Below are 18,117 nucleotides of genomic sequence, written 5' to 3'. Positions count from 1 at the left end.
CTCCTCGTGGGCCGCATGTGTGCTGAGCCGTCCGGATCGCTCCGCGTGGCTGGCCGCAACCCTCGACGCTCTCCTGGGTCGAGGGATCCCAGGACTGCGAGGAGCCACATCAGGTGAGCGACAGCGACCACCCCATGCCCGAGACGGATGCCTCCCGGAGTGCTTCTGACGCTCCCGATGCGCCGGAGGCACCGGACGCACCGGCACCCCCGGTCCAGTCCGCCGGTGAGCGCGCAGCGCATGCGCCGGAGCACTACGACGCCTCGGACATCACCGTCCTCGAGGGCCTCGAGGCGGTGCGCAAGCGCCCGGGCATGTACATCGGCTCGACCGGTGAGCGCGGCCTGCACCACATGGTGCAGGAGATCGTCGACAACTGCGTGGACGAGGCGATGGCCGGTCACGGCGACACCATCGAGGTGACGCTGCTGGACGACGGCGGCGTGAAGGTCGTCGACCATGCGCGCGGCATCCCCGTGGCGATGCACCCCACCGAGGGCAAGCCCGCCGTCGAGCTCGTGCTCACGGTGCTGCACGCCGGCGGCAAGTTCGGCGGCGGCGGCTACGCGGTCTCCGGCGGCCTGCACGGCGTGGGCTCCTCCGTCGTCAACGCCCTGTCCATCCGCATGGAGGTGGAGATCCGCCGCGACGGTCACGTGTGGCGCCAGGCGTACAGCCGCGGCGTCCCCCTCGCCCCGCTCGACAAGGGCGAGGAGACCGAGGAGACCGGCACCACGATCACCTTCTGGGCCGATCACGACATCTTCGACGAGACCGTCTACGACTTCGAGACGCTGCGCAAGCGATTCCAGCAGATGGCGTTCCTGAACAAGGGACTGAAGATCACGCTGACCGACGAGCGCGCCCCCGAGGAGCCAGAAGAGGACGAGGACGACGTCATCGACGTCGAGCTCGAGGCGGAGAACGCCGAGAAGGAGTCCGGTCCCCGCACCGTCTCCTACCTCTACAAGCGCGGTCTGCAGGACTTCGTGGAGTTCATCAACACGGCCAAGCGGGCCGAGGTGATCCACCCCGAGATCATCTCCTTCGAGTCCGAGGACCAGGAGGCCGCGATCTCCGTCGAGGTCGCCATGCAGTGGACCGGCGCCTACTCCGAGTCGGTGCACACCTACGCCAACACGATCAACACGCACGAGGGAGGCACCCACGAGGAGGGCTTCCGCTCCTCGCTGACGTCGATCGTGAACCGCTACGGCCGGTCGCAGGGCCTGCTCAAGGAGAAGGACTCGAACCTCACGGGCGAGGACATCCGCGAGGGGCTGACCGCCGTGGTCTCCGTCAAGCTCGGCGAGCCGCAGTTCGAGGGCCAGACCAAGACGAAGCTGGGCAACACCATCGCCCGCACCTTCATGGTCAAGGTGATGACCGATCAGCTCCAGGACTGGTTCGTCTCCCATCCGCAGGAGGCCCGCGCGATCGTCATGAAGGGCCAGGCCGCCGCGGCCGCCCGCGAGGCGGCCCGCAAGGCCCGCGATGCGACACGCCGCAAGTCGCCGCTGGAGACCGGCGGCATGCCCGGCAAGCTGCGCGACTGCTCCTCCCGCAACCCCGCGGAGTCGGAGATCTTCATCGTCGAGGGCGACTCGGCCGGCGGCTCCGCCGTGCAGGGCCGCGACCCCCGCACCCAGGCCATCCTGCCCATCCGCGGCAAGATCCTGAACGTGGAGAAGGCCCGGCTGGACCGCGCGCTGGACAACCAGGAGGTCCGGTCGCTGATCACCGCGTTCGGCACCGGGATCGGCGACGACTTCGACGCCACCAAGCTGCGCTATCACAAGATCATCCTGATGGCCGATGCTGACGTCGACGGCCAGCACATCTGCACCCTGCTGCTGACGCTGCTGTTCCGCTACATGCGCCCGCTGATCGAGCTCGGCCACGTGTTCATCGCGATGCCGCCGCTGTTCCGCCTGAAGTGGACCAACGCCCCGCACGAGTACGTCTTCAGCGATGTCGAGCGCGACGAGCGCCTCGAGGCCGGCCGCGCCGCCGGTCGCCGCATCCCCCGCGACAACGGGATCCAGCGCTACAAGGGTCTGGGCGAGATGGACTGGAAGGAGCTCCAGACCACCACGATGGACACCACCTCGCGCACTCTGAAGCAGGTCACGGTCGACGAGGCCGCCGACGCCGACACCATCTTCTCCGTCCTGATGGGCGACGACGTCGAGTCCAGGCGGCGATTCATCCAGGAGAACGCCAAGGACGTCCGCTTCCTCGACATCTGATCTCGGCCCCACCCGAAAGGCCTCTCTCTCACCATGAGCGACACCCCGCAGGACCCCACGAACCCCGACGAGACCCCGGAGCTGCCCGCCGGTGTGGCCGGCCAGGCCACGCCCGACGGCGCCCACGAGGTCTCCACCTCCGAGGCATCGGACCGCACCGTCACCCTCGTCGACCCCCTCGACGAGGACGAGGTGGACCGCATCACCCAGGTCGACCTGAACCAGGAGATGCAGCGCTCCTACCTCGACTACGCGATGAGCGTGATCGTCTCCCGTGCGCTGCCCGACGTGCGCGACGGCCTCAAGCCCGTGCACCGCCGCATCGTCTACGCGATGTACGACGGCGGCTACCGCCCCGACCGCTCCTTCTCGAAGTGCGCGAAGGTCGTCGGCGAGGTCATGGGCAACTACCACCCCCACGGCGACACCGCGATCTACGACGCCATGGTGCGTCTGGTGCAGCCGTGGTCGATGCGCTACCCGCTGATCCTGGGCCAGGGCAACTTCGGCTCCGCCGGCGACGACGGCGCAGCCGCCCCGCGGTACACCGAGTGCAAGATGGCCCCGCTGGCCCTCGAGCTCGTGCGTGACATCGACCAGGAGACGGTCGACATGCAGGGCAACTATGACAACACGGTCGACGAGCCCGTCGTGCTGCCCGCGCGTTTCCCGAACCTGCTGGTCAACGGGTCCGCCGGCATCGCCGTGGGCATGGCGACGAACATCCCGCCGCACAACCTGCGCGAGGTGGCCGACGCCGTCCAGTGGCTGCTGACGAACCACGAGGCCACCAAGCCCGAGCTGCTCGAGGCATGCCTGAGGTTCATCAAGGGACCCGACTTCCCCAGCGGCGCCACGGTCGCCGGCACCAAGGGCATCGAGGAGGCGTACCGCACCGGTCGCGGCTCCATCACCCAGCGCGCCGTGGTCTCCACCGAGGAGATCAACGGCCGCATGTCGCTCGTCGTCACCGAGCTGCCCTACCAGGTCAATCCCGACACCCTCGCGCGCAAGATCGCCGAGATGGTCAAGCTCGGCAAGATCCAGGGCATCGCGGACATCACCGACGAGACCTCCGGCCGCACCGGCCAGCGCCTGGTCATCACGCTCAAGCGCGATGCGGTCGCGAAGGTCGTGCTGAACAACCTGTACAAGCACACCCAGCTGCAGGAGAACTTCTCCGCGAACATGCTGGCGCTGGCGAACGGGGTGCCCCGCACCCTGTCGATCGACTCCTTCGTGCGCGAGTGGACCAAGCATCAGATCGACGTCATCGTGCGTCGCACCCGGTACCGCCTGCGCAAGGCCGAAGAGCAGATCCACATCTACCGCGGCTACCTCAAGGCGCTCGACGCGCTCGACGAGGTCATCGCGCTGATCCGTCGCTCGCCGGATGCCGACCAGGCCCGTGACGGGCTGATGGAGATGCTCGAGATCGACGAGCTCCAGGCCAATGCGATCCTCGCGATGCAGCTGCGTCGCCTGGCCGCCCTGGAGCGCCAGAAGATCATGGACGAGCACGATCGTCTGCAGGCCCTCATCGAGGAGTACACGGCGATCCTCGCGGATCCGCAGCGCCAGCGGGACATCGTCTCGAACGAGCTGCAGGAGATCGTGGACCGCTACGGCGACGACCGTCGGACCCAGATCATGCCGTTCGACGGGGACATGTCGATGGAGGACCTCATCCCCGAGGAGGACGTGGTCGTCACCATCACCCGCGGCGGATACGTCAAGCGCACCCGCGCTGACCAGTACCGCGCCCAGAAGCGCGGCGGGAAGGGCGTGCGCGGCGCCTCGCTGCGAGCGGACGACGTGGTCGAGCACTTCTTCACCTCCACGACCCATCGCTGGCTGCTGTTCTTCACCAACCAGGGGCGCGTCTATCGCGCCAAGGGCTACGAGCTGCCCGAGGCGCCGCGTGATGCCAAGGGCCAGCACGTCGCGAACCTGATGGCGTTCCAGCCCGACGAGAGCATCGCCTCGGTGCTCGCGATCGACACCTACGAGGATGCCGAGTACCTGGTGCTCGCGACCGCCTCCGGACTGGTGAAGAAGACGGCGATGCCGGCCTTCGACTCCAACCGCACCGGCGGCATCATCGCGATCAACCTGCGCGACATCGACGGCATCGAGGGCGCACAGCCGGACCGCGTGATCGCGGCCCAGGCCGTGAACGCCGATGACCACCTGCTGCTGGTCTCCCGCAACGGCCAGTCCGTGCGGTTCCCGGCGGCCGATGACGTGCTGCGCCCGACGGGCCGTGCGACCAGCGGCGTGACCGGCATGAAGTTCCGTCACGACGACGAGCTCCTCGCGATGGACGTCGTGCGACCCGAGCAGTTCGTGGTGACCGTGACCGATGGCGGCTACGCCAAGCGCACGAGCGTCGACGAGTACCGGGTGCAGGGCCGCGGCGGCCTGGGCATCCGGGTCGCGAAGCTGCCCGATGACCGCGGCCACCTGGTCGGTGCCGCCGTGGTCGAGGAGAGCGACGAGCTGCTCGTGGTCATGGAGCGCGGCCGCGTGGTCCGCTCCCGCGTGGCGGAGGTGCCGTCCAAGGGCCGCACCACCATGGGCGTCGTCTTCGCCAAGCCGGACAAGGGCGATCGCATCCTGCTGGTCACCACCAGCCCCGAGTCGGAGATCGACGAGGAGGAGGCGGGGGACGCCGAGTCCCCGGAGCTCACCGACGCTGATGGTGATGCTGTGCAGATCGAGGGCGACGGGGAGTCGGTGCAGGCTCCGGCCCCGTCCGATGATCTAGGCTCTGACGAGTCCGACCAGTCGCCCGCCGGCGACGACGACCCCAACGAGGAGTAATCCGTGAGCACGAGCGACTCGAGGTCCGCCTCCGGCACCACGACGTCTCCGGAGGCGACCACCAAGCTCCCGGCGTTCGAGGAGAGCGAGACGTCCCCCTCGACGACGTCGATCGGAACCGGCAAGGGCTCCGCGGCCAAGGGCGCCAGCCGCAGTCCGAAGAAGACGACGGGCCCGGCGCAGACCGCTGAGCCCGAGCGGCGCGGTCCGCGCCGGGTGCGGCTCACGCTGGCACGGCTGGACCCCTTCTCGGTGATGAAGCTGTCGTTCCTGGTGGCGATCGCCCTCGGCATCGCGACCGTGGTGGCCGTGATCCTGACCTGGAACCTGGTCGATGCGATCGGTCTGTGGGGCAAGATCGATCAGCTCGGCCGTGACCTCAACAGCGGTGACCCGCTGCCGTTCATGGAGTTCTTCGAGTTCTCCAAGATGGTCAGCTACGGCACGATCGTCGCCGTGGTGAACGTCGTGATCATCACGGCGCTCGGCACGCTGCTGGCGTTCCTGTACAACCTGGTCGCCGCGCTGCTGGGCGGGCTGAAGATGACCTTCACCGACGAGTGACCGGTCGCGCCCAGCGGGCGCGGCTCCTCGCCGGGAACGGGCGGGCATCCTCCGGGATGCCCGCCCGTTCCGCGTGCGGAGGACCTACTCCGCCGAGTTCGACGTGGAGTGCGAGGCCGAGTCCCGGTCGTCGCGGTCGTCGCGGTCGTCGTCGCGGTCGCGGGTGACGGGGGTGCGCCGCGCCTGCCGGAACATGAGCACGGCGGCGATGATCTGGAGGACCGTGAGTCCCCGGAGGACGGAGTCGTCGGTCGTGATCATCAGATAGATCCCCACGCACAGCAGGTAGGCGCCGAGGACGAGGAAGTAGAGTCGTGAGCGGATGGCAGTCTCCTGGTGCGGGTCGAGGTCAGGTCGCCTGGAGGTCCGTGACGTCGGCGACCTGTGCGTGCAGGGCAGCGAGGGCCGCCTCGGCGTTGAGCGTCGCTGCGACGCCGTGCGCACCGGCACCCAGGGAGATCCGCCGAGCGGGATCCCCGGTGAGGTCGATGTCCGCGATGACGGGCCAGGCGGTGGTGGAGCCGAACGGCGTGATGGTGCCGCGCTCGTACCCGGTCACCTCGCGGGCGACGTCCTTGTCCGGCATGGACAGGCGGTTCACCCCGAGGAACGAGCGGAGCTTCGGCCAGGAGATCTCGCGATCGCCCGGGACCAGCACGAACAGGTAGTCGCCCTTGCGTCGGCGCACCACGAGGGTCTTGATGATGTCGCGGGGCTCGACCCCGCGAGCGGCGGCGGCTTCGGCGAGGGACCCGACCTGTCCGTGCCGGGTGATCTCGGCGTCCAGACCGCAGGCCGTCAGGGCATCGATCGCACGCTGTTCGCTCATCACCCCACGATAGGTCCCCTCGACTCCAGCGGGTGACACGGGCCAGCGTGAGAGCTGAGAGCTGAGAGCTGAGAGCAAGGAGGGCCAGGACGGCGCTGGGCGCACGTGGGGGTGGCCACGGGATCCTGGGGCGGGCCGGCCCGGCTCGTTATGGTCGAGTCATGTCTTCCTCGACGATCTCCACCCCTGTCCAGGCCGATGCCCCGGAGGACTACCCCTGGACGGGGCAGGCCGTGCGCTCCGCGCTGCTGCTGGCCGAGGGGATCGTCGATCTGGACCCGGCCGACGCCGCGGCCGCCCCCACCGAGGAGCAGGACCGTGCCCTCGTCGACATCGCCGCGATCGAGCAGGCCCTCGCCGCGGAGGGAGCGGCGCCGCTCGCCGAGCGCACCCTGGTGGTGGCCGTCGGCTCCAACCAGACCCCGGAGACGATCGCCCGGAAGTACGCGCGCTCCGGCGCCGACGTGCCGATCGCGACCCCGTTCGTGCGCTGCACGGTGCGCGGCCTCGCCGTCGGCCACTGCGCGCACACCTCCGCGCGCGGCTACATCCCTGCCGCCCCGTACCGTGCCGACGGGGAGCGGATGGAGCTCGTGGCCACCTGGTTCGACGACGCGCAGCTCGCCGTGGTCGACGAGACCGAGCCGAACTACGAGCGGGTGCGCCTGGACTCTTCCCGGTTCCCGCTCTCCCTGGCCACCGGGCACGAGCCCGGGCAGTTCGACGTCTACGCCTCGAGCTGGGGCGTCGTCGCCCACGAGCAGCCGATCCCGCTGCGCCACCGGCAGCAGGAGATGTTCGACGAGCTGGTGGGGATCACCGGGTGCGAGCTGCTGATCGGGGACGCCGCCGAGGTCTGCGCCCGACTGGCCGCAGCGCCCGAGGCGCTGAACAGCCTGGTCCGCGAGCACGGCCTGGTGGCCGACGACGGTCTGCCGCACGGATCCTGACCCGCGCGCTCACTCCACCGTGAAGTCGATCGTGTGCCAGCCGCTCGCTCCGTTGGGGACCGGGTCGGCGCGCTCCTCCGTCTGCTGCTCGCCGTCCCCATCGGTCGCCCGCACCGAGACCGTGTGATCACCGGGCGCGGCATCCTCCCAGCGCAGCGACCACTGGACCCAGGTGTCGGCGGTGACCTCCGCGCCCAGCTCGGCCTCGTGCCAGTCCCCGTCGTCGATCCGCACCTCGACCGCAGCGATCCCGCGCTGCTGGGCCCATGCCGTCCCGCCGAGCATCACGGACCCGTCGGATGCCGGGTCGAGCGTCCCGAAGGAGCGCGGCACGTCCACGCGGGAGGCGATCTTGATGGGGCCGCGCTCGGACCAGCCGCGATCGGTCCAATAGGCGGTCTCCTCGGCGAAGCGGGTCACGGTGAGCTCGGTGAGCCACTTCGTGGCCGAGACGTATCCGTACAGTCCCGGCACCACCATCCGCACCGGATATCCGTGCTCCTGCGGCAGCGGCTCCCCGTTCATGCCGACGGCGATCAGGGAGTCGCGGTCGTCGGTCAGGGCCTCGAGCGGCGTGGACGCGGTGAAGCCGTCCACGGAGCGGGAGAGCACCATGTCGGCGCCGTCCTTCACGCCGACGCGCTCCAGCAGTGTGCGCACGGGGACGCCGAGCCAGGTCGCATTCCCGGCGAGATCGCCGCCGACCGTGTTGGACACGCAGGTCAGCGTCACGTGCTTCTCGATCATCGGCTCCGCGAGCAGCTCCTCGAAAGAAAGGGTGAGCTCGCGATCCACCAGCCCGTGGATCCGCAGCTCCCAGGTGGTGGGGTCCACGCGCGGCACGGCGAGGGCGGTGTCGATCCGGTAGAAGTCCTCGTTGGGCGTGACGTACGCGGGCATCCCCTCGACATCCACCTGGGCGTCGTCGGGGATCTGCTCGGCGCGGGTGCGCGGCGTGGGCAGCGTGAACTCCGCGGCCCGGCGGGCGACCTCGCGGGTCGCATTCACGCCCCGGGCGCCGGCCGCGACGATGACTGCGAGCACTCCGACGGCCCCGACGCCCACCAGCGAGCGTCGGCGCGACCAGGCCGCGTCGGTGCCCGGCTCGGCGGCAGGGGAGCGCACGGCGCGCAGCAGGAGCAGCAGCGTTGGGACCGCGACCACGGTGCCGAGCAGGGTCGGGATCGCGTCGGGCACCGAGTTCTGCGCCCGGGTCAGCACGATCACCGTGGCGAAGACGCCCAGACCCGCCAGCACGGCGGCGGCCGTACGGGGACGGCGAGCCCCGAGAGCCCCGTTCAGCGCGGTGAGCACCACGTACACCGCGACCATCGACGCGAACAGCACGATCTTGTCCCAGGTGCCGAACAGGCCGATGGCCACGTCCTTCACCCACGGCGGGATGATGTCGATGAAGCCGCCGCCGACGGCCACGAACGGGGCCGAGGAGGAGCTGAAGGCCAAGGAGGCGAGCTCCGCGACGGCCAGCAGCACGACACCGCCGATCACGCCGGCGAGCATCGACCACCAGGGGATCCCGGGCCGTGCGGTGCGGTGACCGCCGTCGGCGGGGCCCTGGTGGGCGGTGGGGGTGCTCATCACAGCTCCGACGACGCGATCGGGTCGGTGGTGGGCTGCTCGGAGCCGCCGGCCGGTTCGACCGTGAGGCCGATCAGGGATTCCGGAGGCAGCTCCTCGTGCGCCATCACCGTCTGGCCGGGCTCGGTGATCAGCCCTGCGTCCTCGAAGCTGTCGCCGCCGTCGCCGATGATCCACAGCTGGTATGTGCTGTCGCTGGGCAGGTCCGGAAGGTCGGCACCCTGGACGATCATGGACTGCTGGTCGCGCGAGTACATGACATGCAGGGTGCCGCCCGTCTCGGACGGGATCGTGAGCTGGGAGGTGTCCTCCGCCGTCAACAGCGCCGAGATCATCTGGCGCTCCTCGTCCGAGGCGGCCTGCTGGGACTGCAGGGCCTCGATGGTCGCTCGATCCTCGTCCTGTGCGGCGCGCTCGGCGCTCCACAGCCCGACTCCGGCGACGCTGGTGACCATCAGCGCCGCGGCGGCGACCGCCAACCAGCGCGAACGCCGGACGCTCGACCGGTAGCGATCCAGGGGGATCACCGTGGCCTGGTCCTCGACCCTGTCCTCGTCCCTGGTCTCGTCCCCGTCCTCGTTCTCGGCCCTGCCCTCGTGCGGGTCGTCGTGCTGGTGCCGGTCGTCGTCCACGTTCTCGTCCTCGTTCTCCGGGACGTGGGGCGGCACGTCGGCCCGACGATGCGTCGGTCCGGTGGCGCTGTCGTCCTGCGTGACCTCCGCGGGCACTGCAGGCTCGGACGATTCGACGGAATGCTGAGGGGTTCGGGCGATCCGCGCCATCAGCGACGACTTCAGCTCGGGACGCGGGGCCTCCGGCTCGAGGCCGGCGGACAGCTCGGCTGCGGTCTCCTCGAAGGAACGGGCCTCGCCCGCCGCCTCGGGATCCTGGGCGAAGAGCTCCTCGATCCGGGCCCGCTCCTCGGCGTCCAGGGCGTTCAGGGCCCAGGCGCCCGTCAGATCACGATCCTGCTCGTTCACGACGTCACCCCCAGGCTGTCTCGCAGGACGATCATCCCGTCCCGAATCCGTGTCTTGGCCGTCCCGACGGGAATGTCGAGAAGGCCCGCCACCTCCCGGTGGCTGTAGCCGCCGAAGTACGCGAGACGGATCGCGTCGGCCTGCAGCGGGGCCAGGGCGCGCAGTGCCGTGGCGACCCGCTCCGACTCGACTCTCAAGATCCCCTCCTCCTGGACGTCCACGACCTTCTCCTCGATGGCTCGCAGGCCCTCCTCGGAATCCCGGCGCCGAGCGGCGTCGGTCGAGCGGACCGTATCGACGGCACGGCGATGCGCGATGGTGCAGATCCACCCGTGGGCGGAACCGCGACGGGCTTCGAATCGCGGGGCCTGCTTCCAGATCTCCACGAACACCTCCTGCAGGACTTCCTCGCTGATCGACACATCTCGGACGACACGCTTGATCAGGCCGAACAGAAGAGGCGAGACGTCGTCGTAGAGACGGGAGAAGGCCTCCTCGTCCCCCGCGGCGACGCGAGGCAGCAGCGCGGCCAAGGACACGGCGGCGGCATCCGCCGCCGTTCCCCGTCCGCTGCGCGCCTCCGGCGTTCGCCGTGGCTCCGCTGTGGCCTCGGGAGGGTCGTGCGCCATTCACAACTCCTTCGACGACGGTAGGAGCGGGCGGGGCGATCGGCTCGATGCCCGCCCGCTCACTGCGTCGTCCCAGTGTGCGCTGTTCAGCTGGCGTCCGCCATCGACGGCGGCATCAGAACGGTATCGACGAGGTAGACGGTGGCGTTCTGGGTCTTCACGCCGCCGCAGACGACGGCTGCGCCGTCGACCATGAGGTCGTCCCCGCTGCCGGTGACCTCGACGTCCTCGCCCTGGACGGTGGTGTGGGTGCCGGCGATCTCGTCGGGAGCGATCTGGCCGGGCACCACGTGGTATGTGAGCACCGTGGACAGGCTGTCGGCATCGCTGGCCAGGGCGTTCAGATCGTCTTCGGGGATGGCCCCGAAGGCGTCGTCGACCGGGGCGAACACGGTGAACTCGTCACCGTCGAGGGTGTCGACCAGGTCCACGTCCGGGTTCAGCTCGCCGGAGATGGCCGAGGTGAGTGTGGTGAGCATCGGATTGTTGGAGGCCGCCACGCTCAGCGGGTCCTGGGCCATGCCATCGACCGAGCCGTCGCCGTCCGGCACCATCTCCGCGTAGTCCGCGCAGCCCGGGCCGACGAGGTTCGCGGCCGGGTCCATGTCCATGTCGTCCATGTCCTCGCCCATGCCGCCGCCGTCGGAGGCGCTGTCCTGCTCGGCCGCGGGCTGATCGTCGCCCTGCTCCGGGCTCGAGCCCTCATCCATGCCGCCCGAGCAGGCGCTCATCAGTACGGCCGAGGCCGCGAGGGCACCGAGGGTGGGAAGGATCTTCCGAGTCTTCATGACAGTCTCCTTCGTGGTGATGCTGACACCGGTGCGGTGTCACGGAAGGAGTTCGGAGCCGGCCGGGGAGCGGATTGGTCCGGAGCCGGAGAGGTTGTTGTGACCTCACGTACAACCGTCCGGACCGGTTGGACGTGGTCGCCCGCTGCGCTGTAGTGTTTCTCGTCGGTGGCTGTCGCGGATATGCTTCGTGACATCAGCCCCCACGGGCCTATAGCTCAGTCGGTTAGAGCGCTGTCCTGATAAGACAGAGGTCACTGGTTCAAGTCCAGTTAGGCCCACTTCGAGGATCGGAGGACATGTGAAGACGTTCATCAAGGTCACTGCACTCCTGGTCGGCACGTCCGTTGCCGGCCTCCTCACCTGGCGGAAGATCGAGTCCGATCGTGCTCGCAACGATCTGTGGTCCGAGGCCGAGAAGGTCTCTGCCCAGCAGGACGCCTCCGCCTGACCCAGGCCCACTGAGGCCGGGCACAACACAATACGGGGACTTAGCTCAGTTGGTAGAGCGGTAGCTTTGCAAGCTTCAGGTCAGGGGTTCGACCCCCCTAGTCTCCACGAATAACCAGGCCAGAGGCCCTTTCCCGGATCCGGGAGAGGGCCTCTTGGCGTGAGCGGCCGGCGCTGGAACGCAGGCCAGAGGCCGCCTCGCGCCGAGAGCCGACCGGCGAGGCTCGCAGAAGTCGCTCCAATCCGCTGCGGCGATCGCTCCGAACTCCTTCCGATCCGCCGCCCCAGACGGCCGTACGTCCGTCCGGCGATCGACGACGAAGGAGTCATGATGCGCACGACCACGAAGCGAGTGCTGCCCCTGCTGGCGGCCACTGCGATGCTCGGCCTGTTCGGAGGGTCCAGCGCCGCCCTGGCAGAGGGCCACGGCGGGCACGACACGACGACCCTCGAAGCCCATCTGACCGAGCTGAACGACTCCGGCGCCTCCGGCACCGCCTGGGTCACCCTCGACGGCAACGAGGTCACCGTGAAGATGGAGAACACCGGCCTGCTGGCCGGGTCCCCTCACGCCCAGCACATCCACGTCGGCGGCAAGAACCAGTGCCCCGACCCGAACATGGAGGGCAACGGCGAGAACGGAGCCATCCAGGTCTCCGATGCTCATGACGACTACGGCATGATCGTCTCCTCGCTGACCACCGAGGGCGACACCAGCCCGGACAGCGGCCTGGCCGTGGACCGCTTCCCCGTCGGTGACGACGCCTACGAGCGGACCTTCGAGGTCAGCGATGACGTCGCAGCGGACATCGCCGACGGCAAGGGCGTGATCGTCGTCCACGGCGTCGACCACAACGGCAGCGGCGAGTACGACGGCGACGTCGTCTCCGACCTCGATCCGAACCTGCCCTCCGAGGCCACCGATCCGGCCGCCTGCGGCACGCTGGACGTGGCACAGATGGAGCAGTGGCCCGAGGGCGGCGCCGAGACCGGTGACGGTTCCACCGCCGGCATCGAGAACTCCGGTGCCCTGATCGCCGGTGGCGGTCTGCTCACCGCCGCGGCAGTCGGCGGCATCGCTCTGCGTCGTCGCCAGACCCAGAAGTGATATGACCCCCGAGGGTTCACCTCGCCAGGGCGGGGGCCGCCGCATCGCGGTCCTCGCCCTGGCGGTGCTCGCCACGCTCGGCGTGGCGCTGATCATCTACTCCCTGGCCACACAGGTCGGCGCTCCGCCGGAGCCCGCATTGAGCTCCGGAGCGGCAGCGTCCGACGGCGGGGGCGAGATGGCCTCCGTGCCCAGCACCGAGGCCTCCGAGCCGGAGGACCAGCCTGCGACGCAGGAGGAGAACCAGGCGGAGACGACGCCGCTGCCCGCGGCCGAACCCATCGCGCTGCGCATCCCGGCGATCGACGTCGAGGAGCAGGTCTTCCCGATCGGCCTCGGCGAGGACGGCGAACTGCTCGCCCCCAGCGGCGACCGGGCGGATCAGCCCGCATGGTTCGACGGCTCCCCGACCCCGGGCGAGGACGGGCCGTCCGTCATCGAAGGCCACGTGACCTGGCATGGCGACCCCTCCGTCTTCTTCGAGCTGGGCGGGCTCGCACCGGGCGACACCGTCGAGGTCGATCGGGAGGACGGCACGACCGCCGTCTTCGAGATCTACGACACCGCCCGGTACGCGAAGGACGAGTTCCCGACCGTCGCGGTCTACGGCCGCACCGACGGCCCCGAGATTCGTATCATCACCTGCGGCGGCGACCTCGATACCGAGGGCCATCACCTCGACAACACCGTCGTCTTCGCCCGCCTCGTCCAGAACTGAGGACCTGCCATGGCCGCTCCGGCACCCACGCGTGACCGATGGCTCGGACCGCTGCTGCTCAGGCTGCACTTCTACGCGGCGATCCTGGTGGCCCCGTTCATCCTGATCTCCGCAGCCAGCGGAGCCCTCTACGCCCTGACCCCTCAGCTCGAGCAGGTGGTCTACTCCGACGAGCTCACGGCCCCGTCCGATGGCTCGCCGCTCCCGCTGGCCGAGCAGGTCGCGGCGGCGCAGGAGCACGTGGGTGAGGCCGCGGTGGTCACCGCGATCCGGCCCGCCGCGGAGGCGGGGCAGACCACCCGCGTCATGTACGCCGACGACTCGCTCGCCGAGGGCGAATCCCGCGCGATCATGCTGGATCCTGCGACTGCCGAGATCCGCGGGGACCTCACCGTCTACGGCACCAGCGGCTCCCTGCCGCTGCGCACCTGGGTCGACCAGCTGCATCGCACGCTGCACCTGGGGGAGGTGGGACGCCTCTACAGCGAGCTGTCCGCCTCCTGGCTCGGAGTGGTCGCCGCAGCGGGACTGGGGCTGTGGGTCCGTCGTGCCCGTCGTGCTCGCCGGGCACGGGACGTGCTCCTGCCGGACCTCCGCGCACGCGGTTATCGCCGCACGCTCTCCCTGCACTCCTCGGTCGGCGCCTGGGTGCTGCTCGGCGCTCTCTTCCTCTCGGCCACGGGTATCACCTGGTCCCGGTACGGCGGAGGGAACATCGGCACGATCCGCGAGGCCTTCGGCTTCACCACCGCGGCTGTCAGCACCGAGCTGCCGCAATCCTCCACCGCTGACACCGACATGGACGACATGGACGACATGGATGACATGGGCGGGATGGACGGGATGGAGGACATGGAAGGTATGGAGGGCGGCGAGCACGCGGGCCATGGCGCACCTCAGGGTGCGGCCGCGCATCACGGAGCCGACGGAACCGATGGCGCCGCGGCGGCGGACCTCGGGGAGATCGATCGAGTGCTCGACGCCGGCCGGGCCGCGAACATCGACACGGGTCTCGTGGAGATCCGCCCTCCGGGGGACGAGAGCTCGGCCTGGGTGATCGAGGAGATCCAGCGCAGCTATCCCACGAAGGTCGACGCCGTGGCCATCGACGGCGGGACCCTGGAGGTCGTGGATCGCACCGATTTCGCCGAGGCGGACCTCGCCGCGAAGCTGACCCGCTGGGGCATCGACCTGCATATGGGCACGATGTTTGGCCTGGTCAATCAGATCATCCTGTTCGTCATCGCGTCCGCGCTGGTCGTCATGATCATCTGGGGCTATCTGATGTGGTGGCAGCGACGACCCACCCGGGGCGGGCGCGGCCCGGCGGAGCCGCCGCGCCGCGGTGCGCTGGGACGGGCGCCCTGGTGGGGGACCGCCCTGGTGCTGCTCGTCGCCGTGGGCATCGGGCTCATGCTGCCCTTGATGGGCGTGAGCCTGGCGGCCTTCGTGCTCGTCGATGCGATCGCGGGGCGTGTCCGTCGCCGCCGACTAGGCTGACACGCATGACCTCGAGGCACCTGATCGTTCTGCTGGACTGCGGCGACACCATCGTCGACGAGGGCACGGAGGTCCATGATCCCTCGGGCATCGTGCTCTCGGGAGGTCTGCTGCCCGACGCCGATCGCATGGTCCGCGATCTCGTCGCCGAGGGCTTCCGCATCGCGCTCGTGGCCGACGGGCGCTACGCCTCCTTCGAGAACCTGCTCTCCCAGCACGGTCTCCTCGACCTGTTCGAGACGCTGACCTGCTCGGAGGCCGTCCGACACGACAAGCCCAGCGCGCGCATGTTCAAGGCGGCCCTGGGGTCGCTGGACCTCGACCCGGCCGACGCCGCACGGTGCGTGATGGTAGGCAACAACCTCTCCCGCGACATCGCCGGCGCGAACCGCCTGGGCATCACGAGCATCCACCTCGCCTGGACCAGCAGGTATCCGAAGGAACCGGCGGGGCCCGAGGAGGTCGCCGATCACACGATCGGCATGCCCGCCGAGCTGGTGCCGCTGCTGCTCCAGCTCGAGGGCGACTCCTCGAGCGGATAGTCGACGAAGGCGAAGGCCGAGCCGTCCGGCGCCCAGCTCGGCACGTTCATGGTTCCCTGCCCGCCGTGCAGCGCGACGAGCGTCGTCGGCTCGTCCCAGGCTCCCCACGGCACCAGACGCAGCTCGACACTGCGGTTCTCGGGGTGGCCGATCGTTCCCGGCTCGAAGCTCACGTAGACCACGGCGTCCCCGGTCGGGGCGACATGCGGGAACCAGTTCACGCGGTCATCGGCGGTCAGCTGCTCGAGCCCGCTGCCGTCGGGCCGGATCCTCGCGAGCTGGGCGTGGCCGGGGAGGGCGGAGAACTGCTCGGTGTTGAAGAGGATCCACTGCCCGTCGGGGGACCATGCAGGGCCGTCGGCCGGTCCGGGATCGGTGGTGAGCGCCCGGTCGTCGGAGCCGTCCGTGCCGAGCAGATGCAGGGCGGCCCCGGCCCAGGCCCCGTCGTCCTCGGGGACGATGCGCACATAGGCGAGCTGCGTGCCGTCCGGGCTCACGCCGTGCAGGAAGTGGAGAGGGCCGTCCTGGCTGGTCACGCGGTGGATCGGCGAACCATCGAAGGGCACGTGCCAGATGTGGTGATCGGCCGTCGAGGCGTAGACGCCGGCGCCGTCCGCGGCGAGGACATGATCGTTGTTCACCGCTGGCAGGCCGGCCGCCTCGAGACGCTCGGGGTCGCCGGAGCCGTCGGCCGGAAGGAACCAGAGCTCGCCGTCGCCGTTGACCAGCAGTCTGCCGTCGTGGGTCCAGTTCGGGGCCTCGTACAGGCGCTCACGGGACTCGTGCACGGTGCGCACCTCGCCGCTCGCGCGGTCCCAGATACGGATCCGGGCGCGCTGCCCGGGCTGCAGTGTTCTCCAGGAGATGCTCTCGCTCATGGGGCGAAGTCTGGCACGTGGCCGTGCGCGTTGCCGCGCCGGATCCGGAACTGGAGCCGACTCGCGCAGAGCCGATCGCTCATCGCGCGGGGGCGGCGTGCTCCTCGAGGACCTCATCGAGGATGTCGATGGTGTCGAGCTGACGCTCGACCTCCTGCTGCAGCCGAGCCCGCTGCGCGCGCAGCGCGACGACGAGGCCCGCAGAGCGGTGCCGTGCGTCGATCATGCCGGGCAGGACGGGGCGGATGTCGGCGCTGGACAGCCCTGCGGCGAAGAGACGCTGGATCAGGAGCACCCGGTCCACGGCCTCGGACTCGTAGCGTCGATGACCGGCGGCGGTGCGGCGCGCGGGCAGCAGGCCCTGCTCCTCGTAGTAGCGCAGGGACCGCGGGCTCACCCGGGTCCTTTCGGAGAGGTCCCCGATGCTGAGCATGTCCCGTGGTCTCACATCGGTGTCAGATATCGACATCTCAGCAGTGTAGAGCGCTGAGAGAGGGAGGTGCGGGAACCTCACACGGGTGTCAGGCCAGGGGATTCGGCTGGATGGGCAGTGCCTCGATCAGCGGGTGGTCCTTATGGATGACACCCATCTTCGCGGCGCCCCCCGGTGCTCCGAGGTCGTCGAAGAACTCGACGTTGGCGTTGTAGTACTCGGCCCACTGGTCCGGGGTGTCGTCCTCGTAGAAGATCGCCTCCACCGGGCAGACGGGTTCGCAGGCGCCGCAGTCCACGCACTCGTCAGGCTGGATGTAGAGCATCCGGTCGCCCTCGTAGATGCAGTCCACGGGGCACTCGTCCACGCAGGCGCGATCCTTCACGTCCACGCAGGGCAGCGCGATCACATAGGTCACGGAGTACTTCCTCTCCTCGTCGTCTGGAAAGGACAGTAGGATCTCAAGTGCACTTGAGGTCAAGGCGGAAGGAGAACTGTGAACGCGCAGCACGAGCCGGAGGACCTCCTGACGATCGGGGAGATGAGCAGCCGAACCGGCGTGGCCCCCTCGGCCTTGCGCTACTACGAGGATCTCGGTCTCATCTCCTCCCTTCGCACCGGTGGCAACCAGCGGCGATACGCCCGGCACATGCTGCGGCGGGTCTCGCTGATCTCGGTCGCGAAGCGCTTGGGCATGCCCCTGTCCGACGTGCACGATGCCTTCGGTGACGTGCCCATGGAGGCGACCCCGTCGCACGAGGACTGGCAGAGGGCCTCGCGTCGCTGGAAGAAGCAGCTCGAGGAGAGGCGCCGCGGGATCGAGCGCCTCGAGCACGAGCTGACGGGCTGCATCGGATGCGGCTGCCTCTCGCTGAAGGCCTGCGCCCTGCTCAACCCCGACGACGCTCTCGCCGCGACCGGTCCCGGCCCCCGCCGCCTGGAGGATTTCCCGGATGACGGCGCGTGACGGGACGGCTTGTCCTCAAGTGCACTTGAGGTTTTAGGCTCACGTCATCACCGACGAAAGGATTGATGATGGCTGAATTCACCCTTCCCGATCTCGATTACGATTACGGC

Annotated in this window: 19 protein-coding genes and 2 tRNA genes; 12 read left to right on the top strand and 9 right to left on the bottom strand. The window is 69.5% G+C overall.

Going from position 1 to position 18,117, the window contains the following annotated elements:
- The first annotated feature begins 113 nt into the window (after window positions 1-113).
- Genes gyrB through CIK71_RS15225 form a run of 3 tightly spaced genes read left to right on the top strand, consistent with a single transcriptional unit; the run spans window position 114 to window position 5,636 of the window.
- A complete protein-coding gene (gene gyrB / locus CIK71_RS15235; protein WP_096166539.1) occupies window positions 114-2,249 on the top strand; it encodes a DNA topoisomerase (ATP-hydrolyzing) subunit B in 2,136 nt (711 codons plus the stop codon).
- 33 nt (window positions 2,250-2,282) lie between these two features.
- Window positions 2,283-5,072: a DNA gyrase subunit A gene (gyrA, locus tag CIK71_RS15230; RefSeq protein WP_096166538.1), complete on the top strand. Its 2,790-nt coding sequence runs from the start codon at window positions 2,283-2,285 to the stop codon at window positions 5,070-5,072.
- 3 nt (window positions 5,073-5,075) lie between these two features.
- Window positions 5,076-5,636, top strand: a complete 561-nt coding sequence (locus tag CIK71_RS15225; RefSeq protein WP_096166537.1) for a DUF3566 domain-containing protein — start codon at window positions 5,076-5,078, stop codon at window positions 5,634-5,636.
- Between the two features lie 84 nt (window positions 5,637-5,720).
- On the opposite strand, the gene CIK71_RS17805 is transcribed toward CIK71_RS15225, so the two are convergent.
- Both CIK71_RS17805 and CIK71_RS15220 read right to left on the bottom strand, forming a co-directional pair.
- The gene (locus tag CIK71_RS17805) at window positions 5,721-5,897 is read right to left on the bottom strand and encodes a hypothetical protein (RefSeq protein ID WP_158541892.1); all 177 of its coding nucleotides are present in this window, start codon (window positions 5,895-5,897) and stop codon (window positions 5,721-5,723) included.
- Window positions 5,898-5,985: 88 nt separating this feature from the next.
- Window positions 5,986-6,465 (bottom strand): aminoacyl-tRNA deacylase, encoded by a 480-nt coding sequence (locus CIK71_RS15220; protein WP_096166536.1) that lies wholly within the window; start codon window positions 6,463-6,465, stop codon window positions 5,986-5,988.
- Window positions 6,466-6,626: 161 nt separating this feature from the next.
- Here CIK71_RS15220 and CIK71_RS15215 point away from each other — a divergent pair, with 161 nt between their 5' ends.
- On the top strand, window positions 6,627-7,415 hold the full coding sequence (locus CIK71_RS15215; RefSeq protein ID WP_096166535.1) for a hypothetical protein: 789 nt from the start codon (window positions 6,627-6,629) through the stop codon (window positions 7,413-7,415).
- Window positions 7,416-7,424: 9 nt separating this feature from the next.
- Here CIK71_RS15215 and CIK71_RS15210 read toward each other — a convergent pair whose 3' ends face one another.
- The 4 genes from CIK71_RS15210 to CIK71_RS15195 all read right to left on the bottom strand — a co-directional run bounded on the left by CIK71_RS15210 (window position 7,425) and on the right by CIK71_RS15195 (window position 11,411).
- Entirely contained in the window at window positions 7,425-9,014 is a 1,590-nt protein-coding gene (locus CIK71_RS15210; protein ID WP_096166534.1) for a molybdopterin-dependent oxidoreductase, read from the bottom strand.
- Window positions 9,014-9,994 carry an anti-sigma factor gene (locus CIK71_RS15205; protein ID WP_096166533.1) on the bottom strand — a complete coding sequence of 327 codons (981 nt, stop codon included), beginning with the start codon at window positions 9,992-9,994 and terminating at the stop codon, window positions 9,014-9,016. Before CIK71_RS15205 ends, CIK71_RS15210 begins: the two co-directional genes overlap by 1 nt.
- Window positions 9,991-10,623, bottom strand: a complete 633-nt coding sequence (locus CIK71_RS15200; protein ID WP_096166532.1) for a sigma-70 family RNA polymerase sigma factor — start codon at window positions 10,621-10,623, stop codon at window positions 9,991-9,993. The genes CIK71_RS15205 and CIK71_RS15200 overlap by 4 nt, the downstream gene beginning before the upstream one ends.
- A gap of 86 nt (window positions 10,624-10,709) precedes the next feature.
- Complete coding sequence (locus CIK71_RS15195) at window positions 10,710-11,411, bottom strand: fasciclin domain-containing protein (RefSeq protein WP_096166531.1); 702 nt, start codon at window positions 11,409-11,411, stop codon at window positions 10,710-10,712.
- A 207-nt stretch (window positions 11,412-11,618) separates the two neighbouring features.
- Here CIK71_RS15195 and CIK71_RS15190 point away from each other — a divergent pair.
- From CIK71_RS15190 to CIK71_RS15160, 7 genes are all read left to right on the top strand, one after another.
- Window positions 11,619-11,692 (top strand) — tRNA-Ile (locus CIK71_RS15190).
- A 20-nt stretch (window positions 11,693-11,712) separates the two neighbouring features.
- The gene (locus CIK71_RS17800; protein WP_096166530.1) at window positions 11,713-11,862 is read left to right on the top strand and encodes a DLW-39 family protein; all 150 of its coding nucleotides are present in this window, start codon (window positions 11,713-11,715) and stop codon (window positions 11,860-11,862) included.
- A 34-nt stretch (window positions 11,863-11,896) separates the two neighbouring features.
- Window positions 11,897-11,969, top strand: a tRNA-Ala gene (locus CIK71_RS15180).
- 220 nt (window positions 11,970-12,189) lie between these two features.
- Window positions 12,190-12,969 carry a CHRD domain-containing protein gene (locus CIK71_RS15175; protein ID WP_245857661.1) on the top strand — a complete coding sequence of 260 codons (780 nt, stop codon included), beginning with the start codon at window positions 12,190-12,192 and terminating at the stop codon, window positions 12,967-12,969.
- Between the two features lies 1 nt (window position 12,970).
- A complete protein-coding gene (locus CIK71_RS15170; RefSeq protein WP_096166528.1) occupies window positions 12,971-13,687 on the top strand; it encodes a class F sortase in 717 nt (238 codons plus the stop codon).
- 9 nt (window positions 13,688-13,696) lie between these two features.
- On the top strand, window positions 13,697-15,187 hold the full coding sequence (locus CIK71_RS15165; RefSeq protein WP_096166527.1) for a PepSY-associated TM helix domain-containing protein: 1,491 nt from the start codon (window positions 13,697-13,699) through the stop codon (window positions 15,185-15,187).
- Between the two features lie 5 nt (window positions 15,188-15,192).
- Window positions 15,193-15,729 (top strand): HAD family hydrolase, encoded by a 537-nt coding sequence (locus CIK71_RS15160; RefSeq protein WP_096166526.1) that lies wholly within the window; start codon window positions 15,193-15,195, stop codon window positions 15,727-15,729.
- Here CIK71_RS15160 and CIK71_RS15155 read toward each other — a convergent pair.
- From CIK71_RS15155 to fdxA, 3 genes are all read right to left on the bottom strand, one after another.
- Window positions 15,657-16,607, bottom strand: a complete 951-nt coding sequence (locus CIK71_RS15155) for a TolB family protein (protein ID WP_096166525.1) — start codon at window positions 16,605-16,607, stop codon at window positions 15,657-15,659. The genes CIK71_RS15160 and CIK71_RS15155 overlap by 73 nt on opposite strands.
- Window positions 16,608-16,686: 79 nt before the next feature.
- The gene (locus CIK71_RS15150) at window positions 16,687-17,076 is read right to left on the bottom strand and encodes a MerR family transcriptional regulator (protein ID WP_096166524.1); all 390 of its coding nucleotides are present in this window, start codon (window positions 17,074-17,076) and stop codon (window positions 16,687-16,689) included.
- 52 nt (window positions 17,077-17,128) lie between these two features.
- The gene (fdxA, locus tag CIK71_RS15145) at window positions 17,129-17,458 is read right to left on the bottom strand and encodes a ferredoxin (protein WP_096166523.1); all 330 of its coding nucleotides are present in this window, start codon (window positions 17,456-17,458) and stop codon (window positions 17,129-17,131) included.
- Window positions 17,459-17,536: 78 nt separating this feature from the next.
- Between fdxA and soxR the strand changes: the two genes are divergently transcribed.
- Window positions 17,537-18,007, top strand: a complete 471-nt coding sequence (soxR, locus tag CIK71_RS15140; RefSeq protein ID WP_096166522.1) for a redox-sensitive transcriptional activator SoxR — start codon at window positions 17,537-17,539, stop codon at window positions 18,005-18,007.
- Window positions 18,008-18,117 lie beyond the last annotated feature (110 nt).

The organism is Brachybacterium alimentarium (assembly GCF_002332425.1).
Classification (GTDB): Bacteria; Actinomycetota; Actinomycetes; order Actinomycetales; family Dermabacteraceae; genus Brachybacterium; species Brachybacterium alimentarium.
This window is presented reverse-complemented; position numbering and strand designations above follow the sequence as displayed.

Coding starts and splice junctions, on each gene's coding strand:
- gyrA (WP_096166538.1), top strand. CDS start 2,283: ATGAGCGACACCCCGCAGGACCCCACGAACCCCGACGAGACCCCGGAG.
- CIK71_RS15160 (WP_096166526.1), top strand. CDS start 15,193: ATGACCTCGAGGCACCTGATCGTTCTGCTGGACTGCGGCGACACCATC.
- CIK71_RS15215 (WP_096166535.1), top strand. CDS start 6,627: ATGTCTTCCTCGACGATCTCCACCCCTGTCCAGGCCGATGCCCCGGAG.
- CIK71_RS15150 (WP_096166524.1), bottom strand. CDS start 17,076: ATGTCGATATCTGACACCGATGTGAGACCACGGGACATGCTCAGCATC.
- CIK71_RS15220 (WP_096166536.1), bottom strand. CDS start 6,465: ATGAGCGAACAGCGTGCGATCGATGCCCTGACGGCCTGCGGTCTGGAC.
- CIK71_RS15155 (WP_096166525.1), bottom strand. CDS start 16,607: ATGAGCGAGAGCATCTCCTGGAGAACACTGCAGCCCGGGCAGCGCGCC.
- CIK71_RS15210 (WP_096166534.1), bottom strand. CDS start 9,014: ATGAGCACCCCCACCGCCCACCAGGGCCCCGCCGACGGCGGTCACCGC.
- CIK71_RS15195 (WP_096166531.1), bottom strand. CDS start 11,411: ATGAAGACTCGGAAGATCCTTCCCACCCTCGGTGCCCTCGCGGCCTCG.
- CIK71_RS17805 (WP_158541892.1), bottom strand. CDS start 5,897: ATGATCACGACCGACGACTCCGTCCTCCGGGGACTCACGGTCCTCCAG.
- CIK71_RS15200 (WP_096166532.1), bottom strand. CDS start 10,623: ATGGCGCACGACCCTCCCGAGGCCACAGCGGAGCCACGGCGAACGCCG.
- CIK71_RS15165 (WP_096166527.1), top strand. CDS start 13,697: ATGGCCGCTCCGGCACCCACGCGTGACCGATGGCTCGGACCGCTGCTG.
- CIK71_RS15170 (WP_096166528.1), top strand. CDS start 12,971: ATGACCCCCGAGGGTTCACCTCGCCAGGGCGGGGGCCGCCGCATCGCG.
- CIK71_RS15175 (WP_245857661.1), top strand. CDS start 12,190: ATGATGCGCACGACCACGAAGCGAGTGCTGCCCCTGCTGGCGGCCACT.